15 protein-coding genes and 1 pseudogene are annotated in these 15,641 nt (G+C 68.4%); 10 read left to right on the top strand and 6 right to left on the bottom strand.

Annotation, left to right across the window (positions count from 1 at the left end; genetic code table 11):
- Positions 1 to 24 precede the first annotated feature (24 nt).
- Together AHIS1636_RS12320 and AHIS1636_RS12315 are read right to left on the bottom strand one after the other, a co-directional pair.
- Positions 25 to 1,257 (bottom strand): alpha-hydroxy acid oxidase, encoded by a 1,233-nt coding sequence (locus AHIS1636_RS12320; protein ID WP_264796131.1) that lies wholly within the window; start codon positions 1,255 to 1,257, stop codon positions 25 to 27.
- A 29-nt stretch (positions 1,258 to 1,286) separates the two neighbouring features.
- On the bottom strand, positions 1,287 to 2,636 hold the full coding sequence (locus AHIS1636_RS12315) for an MFS transporter (RefSeq protein ID WP_264796130.1): 1,350 nt from the start codon (positions 2,634 to 2,636) through the stop codon (positions 1,287 to 1,289).
- A gap of 76 nt (positions 2,637 to 2,712) precedes the next feature.
- Between AHIS1636_RS12315 and AHIS1636_RS12310 the strand changes: the two genes are divergently transcribed.
- Positions 2,713 to 3,354, top strand: coding sequence for a GntR family transcriptional regulator (locus AHIS1636_RS12310; RefSeq protein WP_264796129.1), 642 nt, complete (start codon positions 2,713 to 2,715; stop codon positions 3,352 to 3,354).
- Positions 3,355 to 3,373: 19 nt separating this feature from the next.
- Here the strand turns inward: AHIS1636_RS12310 and AHIS1636_RS12305 are convergent, their stop codons facing one another.
- Positions 3,374 to 4,213 (bottom strand): DUF1206 domain-containing protein, encoded by an 840-nt coding sequence (locus tag AHIS1636_RS12305; protein ID WP_264796128.1) that lies wholly within the window; start codon positions 4,211 to 4,213, stop codon positions 3,374 to 3,376.
- A 201-nt stretch (positions 4,214 to 4,414) separates the two neighbouring features.
- Here AHIS1636_RS12305 and AHIS1636_RS12300 point away from each other — a divergent pair, with 201 nt between their 5' ends.
- The 4 genes from AHIS1636_RS12300 (at position 4,415) to AHIS1636_RS12285 (ending at position 6,181) form a co-directional block, all read left to right on the top strand.
- Positions 4,415 to 4,807 (top strand): MmcQ/YjbR family DNA-binding protein, encoded by a 393-nt coding sequence (locus AHIS1636_RS12300; RefSeq protein WP_264796127.1) that lies wholly within the window; start codon positions 4,415 to 4,417, stop codon positions 4,805 to 4,807.
- Positions 4,804 to 5,250: a hypothetical protein gene (locus AHIS1636_RS12295; protein WP_264796126.1), complete on the top strand. Its 447-nt coding sequence runs from the start codon at positions 4,804 to 4,806 to the stop codon at positions 5,248 to 5,250. Before AHIS1636_RS12300 ends, AHIS1636_RS12295 begins: the two co-directional genes overlap by 4 nt.
- Entirely contained in the window at positions 5,247 to 5,780 is a 534-nt protein-coding gene (locus AHIS1636_RS12290; RefSeq protein WP_264796125.1) for a DUF1990 domain-containing protein, read from the top strand. The genes AHIS1636_RS12295 and AHIS1636_RS12290 overlap by 4 nt, the downstream gene beginning before the upstream one ends.
- Before the next feature lie 80 nt (positions 5,781 to 5,860).
- Complete coding sequence (locus tag AHIS1636_RS12285; protein WP_264796124.1) at positions 5,861 to 6,181, top strand: putative quinol monooxygenase; 321 nt, start codon at positions 5,861 to 5,863, stop codon at positions 6,179 to 6,181.
- An 89-nt stretch (positions 6,182 to 6,270) separates the two neighbouring features.
- On the opposite strand, the pseudogene AHIS1636_RS12280 reads toward AHIS1636_RS12285, so the two are convergent.
- Positions 6,271 to 7,293 (bottom strand): annotated as a pseudogene (locus tag AHIS1636_RS12280) (serine hydrolase domain-containing protein).
- Between the two features lie 525 nt (positions 7,294 to 7,818).
- Between AHIS1636_RS12280 and AHIS1636_RS12275 the strand changes: the two are divergent.
- A complete protein-coding gene (locus AHIS1636_RS12275) occupies positions 7,819 to 10,599 on the top strand; it encodes an alpha-amylase family glycosyl hydrolase (RefSeq protein WP_264796123.1) in 2,781 nt (926 codons plus the stop codon).
- Between the two features lie 113 nt (positions 10,600 to 10,712).
- Here the strand turns inward: AHIS1636_RS12275 and AHIS1636_RS12270 are convergent, their stop codons facing one another.
- Positions 10,713 to 11,027 carry an antibiotic biosynthesis monooxygenase family protein gene (locus AHIS1636_RS12270; protein ID WP_264796122.1) on the bottom strand — a complete coding sequence of 105 codons (315 nt, stop codon included), beginning with the start codon at positions 11,025 to 11,027 and terminating at the stop codon, positions 10,713 to 10,715.
- 391 nt (positions 11,028 to 11,418) lie between these two features.
- Here AHIS1636_RS12270 and AHIS1636_RS12265 point away from each other — a divergent pair, with 391 nt between their 5' ends.
- The 4 genes from AHIS1636_RS12265 to AHIS1636_RS12250 all read left to right on the top strand — a co-directional run bounded on the left by AHIS1636_RS12265 (position 11,419) and on the right by AHIS1636_RS12250 (position 14,338).
- On the top strand, positions 11,419 to 12,723 hold the full coding sequence (locus AHIS1636_RS12265; RefSeq protein WP_264796121.1) for a cation:proton antiporter: 1,305 nt from the start codon (positions 11,419 to 11,421) through the stop codon (positions 12,721 to 12,723).
- Positions 12,724 to 12,830: 107 nt separating this feature from the next.
- A complete protein-coding gene (locus tag AHIS1636_RS12260; protein ID WP_264796120.1) occupies positions 12,831 to 13,457 on the top strand; it encodes a TetR/AcrR family transcriptional regulator C-terminal domain-containing protein in 627 nt (208 codons plus the stop codon).
- A gap of 159 nt (positions 13,458 to 13,616) precedes the next feature.
- Positions 13,617 to 14,003, top strand: a complete 387-nt coding sequence (locus tag AHIS1636_RS12255) for an N-acetyltransferase (protein WP_264796119.1) — start codon at positions 13,617 to 13,619, stop codon at positions 14,001 to 14,003.
- Between the two features lie 2 nt (positions 14,004 to 14,005).
- The gene (locus tag AHIS1636_RS12250; protein ID WP_264796118.1) at positions 14,006 to 14,338 is read left to right on the top strand and encodes a hypothetical protein; all 333 of its coding nucleotides are present in this window, start codon (positions 14,006 to 14,008) and stop codon (positions 14,336 to 14,338) included.
- Positions 14,339 to 14,535: 197 nt separating this feature from the next.
- Here the strand turns inward: AHIS1636_RS12250 and AHIS1636_RS12245 are convergent.
- Positions 14,536 to 15,367, bottom strand: a protein-coding gene (locus tag AHIS1636_RS12245; RefSeq protein WP_373875839.1) for an IS5 family transposase whose coding sequence is annotated in 2 segments (ribosomal slippage) — positions 14,536 to 15,037 and positions 15,036 to 15,367 — 834 coding nt in all. Because the reading frame shifts where the segments join, the coding sequence is not laid out codon by codon here.
- Between the last annotated feature and the right edge of the window lie 274 nt (positions 15,368 to 15,641).

The following is a 15,641-nucleotide window of genomic DNA, read 5'->3' as shown; positions in this document are numbered from 1 at the left end:
CCGCGCCCCCTTCAGCTGGGTGCCTTAGAGCCCGCCGGTCTCCGCGGCCGCCGGGCGCAGCCGCAGCATTTCGGGCTGCAGGTCCTTGATGCTGGCGGCGCCCATGAGCTGCATCGTGGTGCGGACCTCGTCGGCGAGCAGCCCGAGCACGCGCTCGACGCCCTCCTGGCCGCCGGCCATTAGCCCGTAGAGATAGGCGCGGCCGACCAGCACGAAGTCGGCCCCCGCGCACAGGGCGGCCACGACGTCGGCGCCGCTCATGATGCCGCTGTCGAGGATGATGTCGACGTCGTCGCCGGCTTCCTCGCGGACCTCGGGCAGGGCCTCGAAGGACACCGGGGCCCGGTCCAGCTGACGGCCGCCGTGGTTCGAGACGATCAGTCCGTCGGCGCCGGCGGCCAGCGACTTCCGCGCGTCCTCGCGGGTCAGGACGCCCTTGACCAGCAGCTGGCCGGGCCAGATGGAGCGGATCCACTCGAGGTCCTCGAAGGAGAGCGTCGGGTCGAACATCGAGTTGATCAGTGTCGGCAGGTCGGCGCTCGTGTCGGACAGCGACGCGAACTTCAGCGAATCCGTGGTCAGGAAGTTGAACCACCACTCCGGCCGGTAGGAGGCGTCCAGCACGGTCCTGAGCGTCAGCTTCGGCGGGATGACCATGCCGTTGCGGGTGTCGCGGTGGCGGCGGCCGGCGACCGGGGTGTCCACGGTGACCAGGAGGGTGTCGAAGCCGCTGGCCTGGGCGCGCTGCAGCAGGTCCTGGCTCTTGGCCCGGTCCTTCCAGAGGTACAGCTGGAACCAGCGGCGTCCCTCCGGGGCTGCGGCGGCCACCTCCTCGATGGAGCGGGTGCCCATGGTGGAGAGCGAGAACGGCACGCCGTACCGGGCGGCTGCCCTGGCGCCGGCCTCCTCGCCCTCGGCATGCATGAAGCGGGTGAAGCCGGTGGGCGCGATGCCGAACGGCAGCGCGGAGGTGCCGCCGGCGATCTTGGCCGACAGGTCTACCTCGGCCGTGCCGTGCAGGATGCGCGGCAGCAGCTCGACGGCGTCGAAGGCCGCGCGGGAGCGCCGGTAGGTCAGTTCGTCCTGGGCGGCGCCGTCGACATAGTCGAAGGCGGGCCGCGGCGTGCGCCGCTGGGCGATGCGGCGCAGGTCCCACAGGTCCGCGGCCTTCGCCAGCCGGGGCCCGCGCCCGAGGGCCGGCCGTTCGAACTGCATGAGCGGGCGGAGCTCACGCCACTGCGGAAGCCGGTGCTTCATGGATTCAACTGCTTTCTGTTCGGGTCGGGTCAGCGGGCGGCCGCGGCGTTGTTGCCGGTTCCACGGGCCAGGGCGACGGCGGCGATGCTGCACACGCAGCAGGCCGCCACGTATGCCGCGGCCAGCCAGGTGCCGCCGTCCGCGGCCTGGATCAGCGCCGCGGCGATCAGCGGCGAGAGGCCGGCGATGATGGCGCCGTTGGTCTCGCGGGCCAGCGCCACGCCGGAGAATCGCTGCTTGGGCGGGAAGAGGTTGGTCAGGAACGCGCCCTGTGCCCCGGAGCTGGCGCTGACGCTGAACAGGTAGCCGATGGCCAGCCCCAGCCCGGCGGTCAGCGGGTTGCCGGTGGCCATCATCTGGAAGAGCGGCCAGGCGAACAGGGCCCCGACGATCCCGCCGAAGGCGAGCACCCGTCCGGCGCCGTACCGGTCGGCGGCCCAGCCGGCGAGCGGGGAGCCCATGATGCAGAAGAGGGAGGCGATGGTCACGACCAGCAGCGCCGTGGGCCGCGGCATGCCGACCGCTTCCGAGGTCATGAAGGTGATGGCGAAGACGGCCATGACGTAATTGACCGCGTTGTGCCCCGTGATGGACAGGAAGCCGAGGAACACCTGGCGGCGGTGATGCCGCCACAGCTCGCCGAGGGGCACCTTCTTCTCCTGCTGGTCCCGGTTGGCGAGGGCCCGCAGGTATTCCGGCGTCTCCTCGAGGCTGGAACGGATGTACAGGGCGACGAAGAAGAGGACGGCGGACACGAGGAACGGCACCCGCCAGGCCCAGTCGAGCAGGGCCTGGTCGCCGGCCGTCGAGGCCAGGAAGAAGGCCAGGGTCGCGAGGGCGATGCCGGCCGGCGGCGTGGCCAGGACGAAGGAGGTGTACCTGCCGCGCTGCTTCGGCGGCGCGAACTCCGCCACCAGCGTCATGGCGCCGGCCAGTTCGGCCCCGGCGCCGAGGCCCTGGAGCAGGCGGAACACCACCAGGAGCAGCGGCGCGGCCGCCCCGATGGCGGCCGCGGTGGGCAGCAGCCCGATGCCGACGGTGGCGGCGCCCATCAGCAGGATGGTGAGGACCATGGCGGGCTTGCGCCCGTGCCGGTCGCCGATGTGTCCGATGATGATGCCGCCGAGGGGGCGGGCGATGAAGCCGACGGCGAAGGTGGCGAACGCGGCCATCGCGGCCGCCTCGGGAACCGCATCGGAGAAGAACAGCGGGCCGATCACCAGGCCGGCGGCGGCGCCGTAGAGCGCGTAGTCGTACCACTCGATGAGGGTGCCGACGACGGCGGCGGTCAGGGCCTTGCGCGCTCCTCGCGGGAGCCGCCCGGGGGCGGCGGCCGGCGCGGCTGTGTTGAGCTGCTGCTCCATTGATGGTCGTTCCACATGGTTAGTGGTATCACACAAGTATTTCTGAAGTATATTTGTGTGAAGAATGGACGCCGTGCGAAAAGGGGGATCGATGGGATCGCTGGCCGACCGCTTGGAAGAGCAGCTGCGGGAACGGATCCTGCAGGGCGTGCTCGAACCCGGCTCCGTGGTCGTCGAGCCGGAGCTCGCCAAGGAGTTCGGGGTTTCCAAGACCCCCGTGCGCGAGGCGCTGCAGCGGCTGGTGACCCAGAGCTATGTCACCGTGCTGCCCAAGAAGGGCTACCTCATCCGCACGATGGGGCTGCCGGACGTGCTCGAGCTCGTCGAGATGCGGACCGTGCTGGAGCCGCATCTGGCGGCGCGTGCCGCCCGCGGGCTCAATTCGGCGAAGGGCCTGGATGCCATGAAGCAGGAATTGGTCCGGCAGCGGGAACTGCTCCGGTCCGATCCCGAGGCCTCCATCGCCTGCGGCAGGGCGTTCCATGAGTCGCTGGCCGCCGAAGCCGGCAACTCGCGCCTGCTGGACGCCTTGCTCCGGTGCATGACCGAGATGGGCCGGGCCTACAACGTGGTGCCCGGTGCGCAGGGCCACCTGCGCAGCGAGGAGGAGGTCTGGGAGCACGAGGCGATCTATGCCGCCGTCGCCGCCGGAGACCCCGAGGGCGCCCGGCGGGCCATGCTGGACCACCTGAAGTCGATCCGCCGCGCCCTGACGTCCCAGTTCGGCGACTAGTACGCCCCGGGCCGGGTGGCTACATCTTGCCGTAGCGGGCGCGTGCCCCCAGATAGAGGCCGTAGCACATCAGGCCGACTGCAATCAGGATCAGGGCCGCGTCGCCGAAGGGCTGCTCTTTAAGTGCCTTGAGGGCCCCATCCAGCCCCTTGGCCTGCTGGGGATCGTGTTGGAGTGCCGCGACGGCGAACAGGATGCCGAGCACCACCAGGGCCGCCCCCTTGCCGATGTAGCCGAAGGTTCCCAGCCAGCTGACGCCGATGCGCTGCGCCCCGGGCGGGAGGGTCTTGAGATCATCGAGGAACTTCTGCACGATGCCCTTGTAGATGTAGAAGATTCCGGCGGCGGCGATGCCGGCGCCGATCAGGAACAGCACGATCGCGCCGCCGGGGAACTGCAGCAGCCTGGAGCTGGCGTCCTGCGAGGTCTCGCTGCTGTCGCTGCTGCCCCCGAACGCGAAGACGCCGAAGACGCTGCTGATCGCCGCAAAGACGATGCCCAGGCCGACGGCCTTGGCCCGCTTGCCCCACTTCTTCTTGTCTTCGAGGTGGCGGTACCCGAAGGCCGCATCGGAGAACTGCCACAGCGCCAGCGCGGCGCAGCCGATCATCCCGGCCCAGATCAGCAGTGCTCCGCCCGGCTTGGAGGAAAGCTCGGAGACCGCTCCGGCCTGGTCCGCCTTGCCCGAGGCGCCGAGCGCCAGCCGCAGCGCGAGCACGCCGATCAGCAGATGCAGCAGTCCGTTGGCCGCCCAGCCAAAGCGCGCCACGGTCTCCAAGGTCTTCGATTCGGAGGCTTCCTCCGCGGTGTCCTTGGCCCTGCGGGCCTCCCGCTTCGCCCTGTCCACTCCGCCGCTCACGTGTACCTCCTATAGCACTGTCCGAGGACGTGCCGGCACCCGCCCCGCTGCCGCCGTCGTCCTCCAAGTATGCCCCCGTCAGGGGCCGGATGGGGGACGCATTCGCTGGCGGGACGGGCACCAGGATGGTTGCGGCGGAACGTTTTCCACAACCGGCGGCGCCGCCTTTCCGCGGCGTGCGGGCGGCGGTAGGCTGGCCGGGTGGATGGAGCCGGGCTGCGAGCGATTTGCCTGGGCCTGCCGGGCGCATTCGAGGACTTCCCCTTCGGCCCGGAGGCCTCGGTGTTCAAAGTGCGCGGGCGGCCCGGGCCGGCGAAGATGTTCGCGCTGGCGGACCTCGGGGCCGAGCCGCTGAGCATCAGCCTCAAGTGCGAGCCGGAGCTCGCGCTGCAGCTGCGCGCCGCCCATCCGGAGATCACGGGCGCCTACCACATGAACAAGACCCACTGGAACGGCGTGCTCTGCAACGGCAGCCTGGATGACGGGATGATCAGGGACATGATCGAGGACTCATATGACCTGGTCGTCGCCGGGTTGCCCAAGCGGGACCAGGAGGCCCTGGGCTGGGCCGGCCTCAGCAGGGAGGGCGGATGATCGCGCAGGAAACGCTGGACGGACTGTGGGATTTCTCGGATCCACTGGGCTCCGAGCAGCGGCTCCGGGCGGCGGACACCAACCGCTTTGCCCTGCGCGTGGACCGGAACGAGCTCTCCACGCAGGTAGCGCGAGCGCTCGGCATGCAAGGCAGGCGCGAGGAGGCCCTGCACCTGCTGGACCTGATTAACGACGGCGGAGAGCCGGTGGTGCTGGTCCGAATCCTTCTGGAGCGGGGCCGGGTCCTGCTCGCGGACGGCCAGGCCGCGGATGCGATGCCGCTTTTCGAGGACGCCGCGCATCTGGCGGCCGAGTCGGGCCTCGATTACCTGGCAGCCGATGCGATGCAGATGGCGGCGGTCGCGGCGGGCGCAGTGGAGGCAACGGCCGCCGCGGAAACCTCGGGCGGCCGGAACGCGCCGGATGACGGAAGGCCGCGATGAACGGCCGGAAGTCCTACAGCGCCGCGCGCCTGACTTATCCCGACCAGGGGCTGACCCGGCTGGACCGGGCGCCGTCGGGCTATCGTGTGGTCCGGCATCGGGAAGCCGTTGGTTCAGGCGAGGAGGCCTTCGCCCGGCTGGCGGACGGCATCCTGGGCTGGAACCTGCACAGGGGCGCGGGGCTCCGCGTGGACCCGGCGACGTCGCGGGCGGCCGAGGGAGTGGACGTGGTCTCGCGCTTCGGGGTCGGACCGCTTCGCCTCGCGGCACCCTGCCGCGTGGTCTGGGCCGTCGAGGAACCGGACCGCGCTGGTTTCGGCTATGGGACGCTGCCCGGGCATCCGGCCTCGGGTGAGGAGAGTTTCCTGGCCGTGCTCGGATCGAATGGCCAGGTCTACCTCGAGCTGTTCGCGTTCAGCCGGCCCTCCAACTGGTTCTACCGCGCCGGGGCTCCGGTCACGGTCGCCGTGCAGGAGTTCGTGACCCGGCGCTATCTGGCGGCGGCACGGAAGCTCGCGGCCGGCTCGTGAAAGGATGAACCGGGAACCACCCGCCATCCGGCCGGGCCGCCTGGTCCGGCCGCCCCGCCAGCAACCGAAAGGCAACCGAAGTGATCTTCATCGTCGTCAAGTTCAAGGTCAAGCCCGAGCACGCGGACCAGTGGCCCGAGCTGACCCGGGAATTCACCGAAGCAACGCGCGCCGAGGCGGGAAACCTCTGGTTCGACTGGTCCCGCAGCGTCGACGACCCGAACGAGTACGTCCTCGTCGAAGCCTTCAAGGACGACGCGGCCGAGGCCCACGTCAAGAGCGACCACTTTGCTAAGGCCATGTCCGAGCAGCCGCAGTACCTGCAGGAAACCCCGCGCATCATCAGCCGCCAGATCGACGGCGAGGGCTGGGACCAGATGGGCGAAATGACCGTCGCCTGACCCGCCCCGGCCCACGGTTCCTCTGATCGGGGGAGCTGCTGATGCCCGCCTGCCGGGAAGTGGCATCAGCGCTTCGCCGGGCGTGCGGCTCAGCCGCCGTACAGCTCGCCGATCAGGGCCCGGGCGATGGACGTCGCCGGATCGCGTCCGTCCGCCGCGGGGGCCAGGTTCGTCCACACCACCAGCGTCAGGTCGTTGCCCGGGTCGTAGCCCATAAAGCTGTTGAACCCGGGCAGCTCCCCGGTGTGGCCATACAGTTCGCCGAACTTCGCGATGGCGAGGCCATACTGCGCCGAATCCGGATTGTCCGGGTCGGCCGGACGCAGGCTGTCCATCCGGATCTTCTGCATCTCCTTGCCCAGCACACCGCCCTCGGCAAGAGCCTTGCCCCACACGGCGAGGTCGCCGGCCGTCGAGGTGCCCTGGCCGGCGGCCCAGCACCAAGAGCTGCTCGCGTCGGTCACGTCGTTCGGCTCCAGCTCGCCGGCCTCGGCCGCCGCGATCAGGTCCGCCGGAAGTTTGGTGGACGCGATGGTCAGGACGTTGTCCATGAACATCTAGCCCTGCGTGTGCGGCGCATCCAGCGCGGTGGTCTCCGACGGCGGGAACGCGGAGTCGTCCATGCCCAGCCGATCGAGGATGCGCTCCTGGATGATTTCCTCGAGCGGTTTGTCCTCCAGGTCTTCGGCAATCAGCCCGAGCAGCACGGTGTTGGTGTTCGAATAGTGGAAGTCCTCGCCTGGCGGGAAATATACGGGTAGGGGCAGGGCGATACCGACCAGCTCCTCCGGCGTCCAGACCCGCTCGGGCGTCTCATCGAGCGCGAGGTTGAGCTCGTAGGATTCCGAGTAGTTGTAGAGGCCGCTGCGCATGTTGAGCAGCTGCTCGATGGTGATCTTCTCTCCGTTCGGCACGTCGTCCCGGAACTTCGAGACCGGGTCGTCCAGCTTCAGCCGCCCTTCTTCGACCAGCTGCAGGATGACCGTTCCCGTCCAGGTCTTGGTGATGGAGCCGATCCTGATGTGGTCCTGCAGCCCGACCGGATCGGAATCGTCGCGGCTGCGGTTGCCGTAGGTGAACTCAAGCTGGCGGTCCGGGGTGCGCAGCAGCATCACGGCACCCGGGGTCAGCAGATCCTCCGCGAGGCCCTCGAAGGTCTGCAGGAGCCGTCCCTCATCGATCGTGATCGGGGCAGGAGTCCCGCTGGCGACTGCGGCGGCCTCCTCGGTCGCCCCCGGGGGCTGCGCCGAGCCGGAGGCGGTGCAGCCTACCGGCCCGAGCAGCAGCACGGCTGCCAGGCCGACGGCGGCGGCCGGCTTCCCTGATAAATGCCGGGCGGGATTGCGTGCTGCCTTCATGAAGGGCTCCGGTTCGTGCCACCTCCGGGACGGCCGGCGCACTCGCGCCGGCGGTTAGCGCACAATCTACTCCGTCTGCAGCTGAAGGAAAATCCCTCGAACGGGCGGTGCCGAGCGCAGACGCACGGCGCGGGTCCACGGGCTGCGGACGGCAGGATGCACGGGCGGCGGGACGGCAGTTGGGTGTCCGGTAGCCGGATCCGGGTGCCGGACCTTGACTGCTGGTGTGACGCAGGACACGCTGGTGCGGTTGAAGGATTAGCCCGACCAGGAGCCGCCATGTCCGCCGCACGTCCCACAGCTCCTTCCCGCACCTCGGCCGCGCCCGGCGCAAGGCGGCGTACGGCACTGCGCCGCGCCGCCGCCGTCGTTCTCTCCCTGCTGCTGGCCCTGCCCGCGCTCCCGGCCGCTGCGCAGCCGGGGGAGACGGGGCAGGCGGCCCGCCCGGGTCCGGGGCAGGCGCAGGCCCGGCAGTCGCTGCGTGCCCCGGTCACCGACGAGAACTTCTACTTTGTGATGGCGGATCGCTTTGCCAACGGGAATGCCGGGAACGACGACGGCGGGCTGGGTTCCGATCCGCTGGTGTCCGGCTTCGATCCAACCCGGAAGGGCTTCTACAACGGCGGCGACCTGGCCGGGCTGCTGGAGCGGCTCGACTACATCCAGGGGCTGGGCACCACCTCCATCTGGCTCACGCCGAGCTTCAAGAACAAGGCCGTGCAGCCTGAGGACGGGTCGGCCGGGTACCACGGCTACTGGATCACGGATTTCACGCAGATCGACCCGCACCTCGGCACCAACGCGGAGCTGAAGCAGCTGATCGACGCGGCGCATGGGCGCGGGATGAAGGTCTATTTCGACATCATCACCAACCACACAGCGGACGTGATCGGGTACGAGGAGGGCGCGCGGACGGGCTATGTCTCCAAGGACCGCGAGCCCTACCGGACGGCCGGCGGCGAGGTGTTCGACGACCGGGACTACGCCGGCGGCGCGGACTTCCCGGCGCTGGATCCGGCCACGTCGTTCCCCTACACCCCGGTGCTGGAGCCGGGGGAGGAGGACCTCAAGGTTCCCGCGTGGCTGAACGACCCGACGCTCTACCACAACCGCGGCAACACCACCTTCACGGGCGAGGACTCCTACTACGGCGACTTCTTCGGGCTGGACGATCTGTTCACCGAGCACCCGCGCGTAGTGGAGGGGATGAAGGAGATCTACCAGGCCTGGATCGCCGACTTCGGCGTGGACGGGTTCCGCATCGACACCATGAAGCACGTGGACGACGCGTTCTGGCAGGAGTTCGGGCCGGACGTGCTCGAGTACGCGCGGGCGCAGGGCAAGGACGAGTTCTTCATGTTCGGCGAGGTCTTCGACACCACCAAGAGCTTCACCTCCCAGTTCACCACCCGCAACAGCATGCAGGCCGTGCTGGACTTTCCGTTCCAGCAGGCCGCCCGGGACTTCGCCTCGCGCGGCACGGGCGCGGCCGGGCTGGCGGAGTTCTTCGCGGGCGACGACTGGTACACGGACGCGGATTCCAACGCCTACCAGCTGCCCACGTTCCTCGGGAACCACGACATGGGCCGGATCGGCAGCTTCATCGCGGCGGACAACCCGGGCGCCGGCGACGCGGAACTGCTCAGCCGCGACCGGCTGGCGCACGAACTGATGTACTTCTCGCGCGGGAACCCGGTGGTGTACTACGGCGACGAGCAGGGCTTCACCGGTCCGGGCGGGGACCAGGACGCGCGGCAGAGCCTGTTCGCCAGCCGGGTGCCGGAGTATCTGGACGACGACCTGATCGGTACCGCGTCCACCCACGCGGCGGACAATTACGACGCCGGCCATCCGCTGTACCGTGCGATTGGCGGCCTTGCGGCGCTCACCAAAGAGCATCCCGCCCTGCGCGACGGGGCGCAGCAGCACCGCTATGCCGCCGAGGGCGCCGGCATCTACGCCTTCTCGCGGATCGACCCGAAGGACCAGCGCGAATACGTGGTGGCGGTCAACAGCGCCGAGACCGAACAGACGGCGCAGGTTCCGACCTACATCCCCAAGCGCCGGTTCGCCCAGCTCTACGGCGGCGAGGGCGCGGTCAAGACGGACCAGGCCGGGACGCTGACCGTGACCGTCCCGCCGCTGTCGACCGTGGTGTACCAGTCCGCGGGCCGGATTCCGCACTCAAAGGAGGCCCCCGCCGTCGTGCTTTCCGCCCCGCGGCCCGCCGCGGAGGACAACGGGCGCATGGAAGTGGCCGCCGAGGTGGCAGGGGAGTCCTTCTACCAGGTCAGCTTCGAGGCCCGGACCGACGGCGGCGAATGGCAGCCAGCGGGCACCGACGACAACGCGCCGTACCGCGTGTTCCATGACGTGGCCGCGCTCGAGCCCGGGACCCGGGTGGAGTACCGCGCCGTGGTGCTGGACAACGGTGGGCACACCCGGCAGGGCAACGTGGTCTCGGCCGAGGTGCCGCAGCCGAAGCTGTCCATGGTGCTGCCGGCGGAGGGCAGCCAGGTCTCCGGCCAGGTGGAAGTCAGCGCCGTGGCCGCCCCGGAAAAGCCCGGCCACGAGGTCACCCTGGAACGGCGGATCGCCGACGGGGAGTGGACTCTGATCGGAACGGACGATTCGTCGCCGGCCTACACCGCGTTCGACGACGTGGCCGGGCTGGGCCTGCCGGACGGGACGCAGTTGCAGTACCGGGCGCGGCTGGACGGCGCGGTCAGCGACGTGCGCACGGTCGTCACCGGCGACCGGATCGAACAGCCGGACTCGGTGACCGCCGCCGGAAGCTTCAACTCGGAACTCGGCTGCAGCGAGGACTGGCAGCCGGCCTGCGAGCAGGCGATGCTCACCCTGGAGCAGGACGGGATCTGGCGCCTGACGGCGGACCTGCCGGCTGGCCGGTACGAGTTCAAGGCCGCGCTCAACGGCAGCTGGGAGGTGAACTACGGCGCCGGCGGGGCGCGTGAAGGCTCCAACATCGTGCTGGAGCACGACGGCGGTCCGGTCACCTTCAGCTACGACCACCGGACGCACCTCATCACCGCCGGATAGGCTCCCGTCCCGCTGCGGGCGCCGGAGCGGGACGGCCCCAGCGGACCCACTGCTGGCGGTACCAGCGGCCGGGCTGGCCGGCCCCGGGGGGCCCGCTGCCGGCTGGCTCGGCTTCAGTCCTGGCCGGCCACCTGTTCCAGCGTGTGCGGCTCGAAGTGCTCGATCGTTTCGCGGATCCCCGCCAGCCCCTCGCTGAAGGCCCGCGATTCCCGCCACTCCTTCATCTGCTCGACGGACTCCCACGGTCCCGTGCTGATGAAGCGGTTGGGGACGTCCTTGTCGCGCATCAGCAGGCCGCGGGCGCCGGGGAACGCCTCTCTGGTCCGCCGCGCCAAGTCCTCCCACGCATGCATGAAGTCGTCCTCGCGGCCCGGTTTCACGAGCCAGATTCCCATCGAGTACACCGGCATTGCAGAGCCTCCCGTCACGATCGTGAAGATACTCGATTATCTGCCCGTCATACTGCGCCGGGAAGGGCCGGAGGCACCGACGACCGACACAGCACCCGGTTGGCGTGTTCGAAGATTTCGGACCACACTCTGCCCCCGACGGTTCGCGCGTTGGCCCGGATGGCTTCGATGGAGTCGAGGCGCACAGCCCGGTCTGCATGCTGCTGCGGCAGTCTTTGCAGGGGTACTGTTGGGCGCACGCAGCGTGGAAAAGGCTCTGGGCCGGAACGTGCGTTATGGGCCAGGGCGCAGGACGGGATCCTATGTACCAGCAGGAAAGCGAAAACCGGGCGCCCGCCCCGAGGAAGTCCTTGATGCCGTTGGTATGCGACAGGCCGGCAATCCGGACAGGACGAAGAGGGGACTATAGATGTTTGAGGCTCCTAGCCTGGTGTTTGCGGCGGCCGGTTTGGCTGTTTTCGCCGCGGCGTTGCTGCCGCGGGTGCTGATGCGGGCGCCGGTATCGATGCCGATGGTGTTCCTCGGGGCCGGTGTTTTCGCTTTCGCCGCGCTGGACGAGCTGCCTGACCCGGATCCGCTGGCGCACGGCGACATCGCCCTACACCTTAGCGAGGTCTGCGTGATTGTCTCGCTCATGGGCGCGGGACTGGCCCTGGACCGGCGGTTCGGATGGCGGTCCTGGGCTACTACATGGCGGCTGCTCGCGATTGCCATGCCGGTGTGCATCGTCGGGTTTGTCATGCTCGGCGGATGGGCCCTCGGACTCGGGGTCGGGGCGGCAGTGCTGCTGGCGGCCGTCCTGGCGCCCACCGACCCGGTGCTGGCTTCCGAGGTGCAGGTCGGCGAGCCGGCCGAATCAGAGGAAGACCTTGAAGGAGAGGACGAGGTGCGTTTCGCGCTGACTTCCGAAGCCGGGCTCAACGACGGGCTGGCCTTTCCGGTCGTTTACCTGGCCATCGCGCTCAGCGTCGTGGGCACGTCTCCTGCTGCCTGGCTGCCGCAGTTCCTCGGCGTGGACCTGTTCTGGCGGATCAGCATGGGCTGCCTGATCGGGTACGGCGTGGGCCGCCTGCTGGGACGGATTTTCTTTCGGGCGCCGGCGAAGAGCGTCCGCCTGGCTGAACATTCGGAGGGATTCGTGGCGCTGGCGGCCACCTTCTTCGCGTACGGGATGGCGGAGATGGTCGAAGGGTACGGCTTCGTCGCCGTCTTCGTTTGTGCCGTGGCCATCCGTTCCCATGAACAGACCCATGGCTACCATGGGATCCTGCACAGCTACGTTGAGCAGCTGGAACGGCTGCTGACCGTGGTCCTGCTGGTCCTTCTCGGTGGAGCGGTGGCCCGGGGTCTGCTGGCCGGAACTACCTGGCGTGAGGTTGCGGTGGCACTGGTCATAGTCCTGCTGGTTCGTCCGGCAGCAGGCTGGATCGCCGTCGCTAAGGGGCGTACGGGACTGTGGGAACGGGCCGTGATCTCCTTCTTCGGCGTACGCGGCATCGGGTCTATCTACTACCTGTCGTACGCGCTGTCGGAGGGGCGGTTCGCCGAGGAAGCCCAGATGCTGTGGCGCGTCGTGGGGCTGGTGCTCGTGATCTCCATTGTTGTCCACGGCATCACCGCAGGACCCGTTATGAACGCCCTCGACCGGGCCCGCCGGCGCAAAGCCATCCGCGACACGGGCAGCCCCGGAGAAGCGCCGAACACCGCTATCTGACACACCGCACGTTCCCGAATACCACCGCGCGGGGGCCTTTCCGCGTCCGGTTCCGATGTCCGGCCGGCGTTGAGTTCGTCGCGCGCTACGGGGTCAGCCGTCTTACCATGCGCCGGCTGGGCAGCGAACTCGACGTAGAAGGCATGTCGCTCTACCGGCACCTGCAGTCGCGGGACAGCCTGCTGGACGGCATCGTCGAGACCCTCATGGACGAGCTCCACGGGGATCCGGAGGTTGATTTCGAGCCGGTCCATGGCTGGCAGGAATACCTGATCCGGCTTGCGCACAGCCTGCGGCGGCTGGCGCGCCGCCCCCGCACCTTCCCACTGCTGGCCACCCGTCCGACCGAAGCCCCCTGGATACGCCCGCCGGTGAGGAGCCTTCACTGGGTCGAGTCCTTCCTTGCCGCGCTGACCTCGTCGGGTTTCAGCGACCGCGCGGCCGTTGATGCCTACCGGGCCTTCAGCAGCTTTCTCCTGGGCCACCTGCTACTCGAGGTCTCGGCCCTCGGCGCCGACCTCGGACCCGCAGAGGAGCTGGATCCGCGGCCGCCCAGGCCAGCCGACCTTGCCGGCTACCCGATCCTGCAGCGGCTCCGGGATCAGCTGGTGGCCGACCGGTCGGGGCAGGAATTCGAGGAGTCCCTCGAGCACCCTGCTGGACCGGCTCGAAGCACTGAAAAACTGATCCTGAGCGGGCAGTCCTCGATGCAACGTTGTGTCACAAATTACTAAGCCTGCTTTGCAGAACGATGGTAAGCATGCTTTGCTTACCTCGTAAGCAACATCCGATGGCAGCCCGTTTCCCCAAGAGGGCTGCCGACCCGGAACCTCAGGACTTGCCGGCGCGACCGGCGGCGCACCGGGTGTCGGGGCGAAAACAGAGGAGGAAGCATGCAGGTCATTCGAGACAACTTCGGTGCGTCCCAGTACGATGCCTACGTTGACGGAGCGGTGGCAGGTTCGCTGCACTACCGCGTTGAGGGCGACCAGATGTGGCTTCTCTACACGGCAGTCGGGCAGGACCACAAGGAAACCGGTCTAGAGGACCGGCTGATCCGCTACGCGCTGGCCGATGCCCACCGGCGCCGCCTGATGGTCCTGCCGTTCTGCCACGAGGTCCGCAAGCGGGTCTTCGCGCACCCTGTATACCTGCAGCTGGTGCCGGCAGCGGACCGCGACCGGTTCCGGGAGTCCTTCGAGGAGAACCTGAAGGAAGAAGCTGTCCTCAAGGCCAAGACGGCACGGACGGCTCCGGCCGAACAGGCGGTGGCCGCTTAGCCATGGAGGGCGACAAACTCAGCGTCGTCGTTAGCGTGGACGTCGAATGCAACACAGCACGCATCAAGGTCATGGGCGACGTAGACACCCGCAACGTGCGGGCGCTCTACAGCGTAGCCCGGCGGGCGAATGCGCTCAGCCCCGGTCTTGGCATTGTGCTGGACCTCGGCCGGGCGTCGGCCACTGCGGACGCGTTGGCCGAGCTTGAGCACTGTGCTGCATTCCAGGTCCTGCCCCAAGATGCTGGGTCGGCTGACACCGCGTGCAGTCTCAGCCTGATTCCTAGCGCCCGGACTGCGGCCACCGCCGTATCCCAAGTGGCCTTGGCAGCGTAGCCACCCCTGGGCCACCGCCAGCGGACGTCAGTAACCAAGCCGGTTTTTACCGTTAGCCGGCATGGACATGGCTCGAAGTCAGTCTGCCTGGAAGGCCTGGCTTCGGGCCATGTCCCATTCTTGGGCCACCTTCTTGTACGCCTGTCATATGCGCCGTTATCGGCTCCGTTGGAACGCAGCCGTTAGGGCGTGTCTCCTTATTGGCGTAACCATATGAGGCATGCGTAGAGCGCGACTCCTGCCCTGTAGGTGAGGGCGAGCTTGTCGTATCGGGTCGCGATCCCGTGCCATTGCTTGAAGAGGTTGAAGGACTGTTCCACGACGGCCCGGCCTTTGTAGGCTTCGGGATCAAAGTCGACGGGCCGGCCGCCGCGGGAGCCTTTGCGCCTGCGGTTGGCGATCTGGTCCCTGGGCTCGGGGATTACGGCCCTGATTCTCTTCATCCGCAGCAGGTTGCGGTTGGCGCGGGACGAATACGCTTTATCGCCAAGCACCGCGTCCGGCCTGTTCCGTGCCCGGCCGCTGCCGGCCCGCGGGACGCTGATCGCGTCCAGGACCACGGGGAACATGCGCGAGTCGGAGCCCTGGCCGGGGCCGATAATGAAGGCCAGCGGCCGGCCTTTCCCGTCGCAGGCATGGTGGATCTTGGTGCTTAGCCCGCCGCGGGAACGGCCGACCGCATGGTCGTCGGGTTCCTCAAACAGTTTCCTGTAATTCCCTGCGTCCCCCTGTGGCACGGGGGAGGTTGGTCGCGTGCTGGTGGGCACGGTTAATTGTCGAGTCCACCGACACCGTCCAGTCGATTCCGCCGGAGGCATCTGCTTCAGCCAGCAGAACGGTGTGGATGCGGTCCCAAGTCCCGTCCCGGCTGAACCGCCGGTGGCGCTTCCACACGGTTTGCCACGGCCCGAACGCTGGCGGCAGGTCTCGCCATGCAATCCCGCACCGGTACCGGTACACGATTCCCTCAACAACCTGTCGATGATTGCGGAACGGCCTGCCCCGCTGCCCATCGGACGACGGCAACATCGGTTCGATCCGAGCCCATTGCTCAACCGTGAAAACCTCGAAACGCGACACGCTCCAAGCCTTTTAGCCCAGACTCAGCTCATTTGGGAGACACGCCCTAGCCCGCCGCCGAATTGGGTTGGCTACTCACAAGGCAACAACGCCATCAACCAGCTTCGCCAACGCAAAGTTCACCGGTGGCGTTGCTTCCTTCGTAAAAGTACGATTCACCAACGGATTCGTCTCCTTCGAGAGCGCAAAGTTCACCGCAGGGAGGGAGTGTCCGATAAACGGT

The organism is Arthrobacter mangrovi (assembly GCF_026011795.1).
In the GTDB taxonomy this organism is placed as follows: domain Bacteria; phylum Actinomycetota; class Actinomycetes; order Actinomycetales; family Micrococcaceae; genus Crystallibacter; species Crystallibacter mangrovi.
Note: the sequence above shows the minus strand (reverse complement) of the source record. Positions and strands in the feature narration are given on the sequence as shown.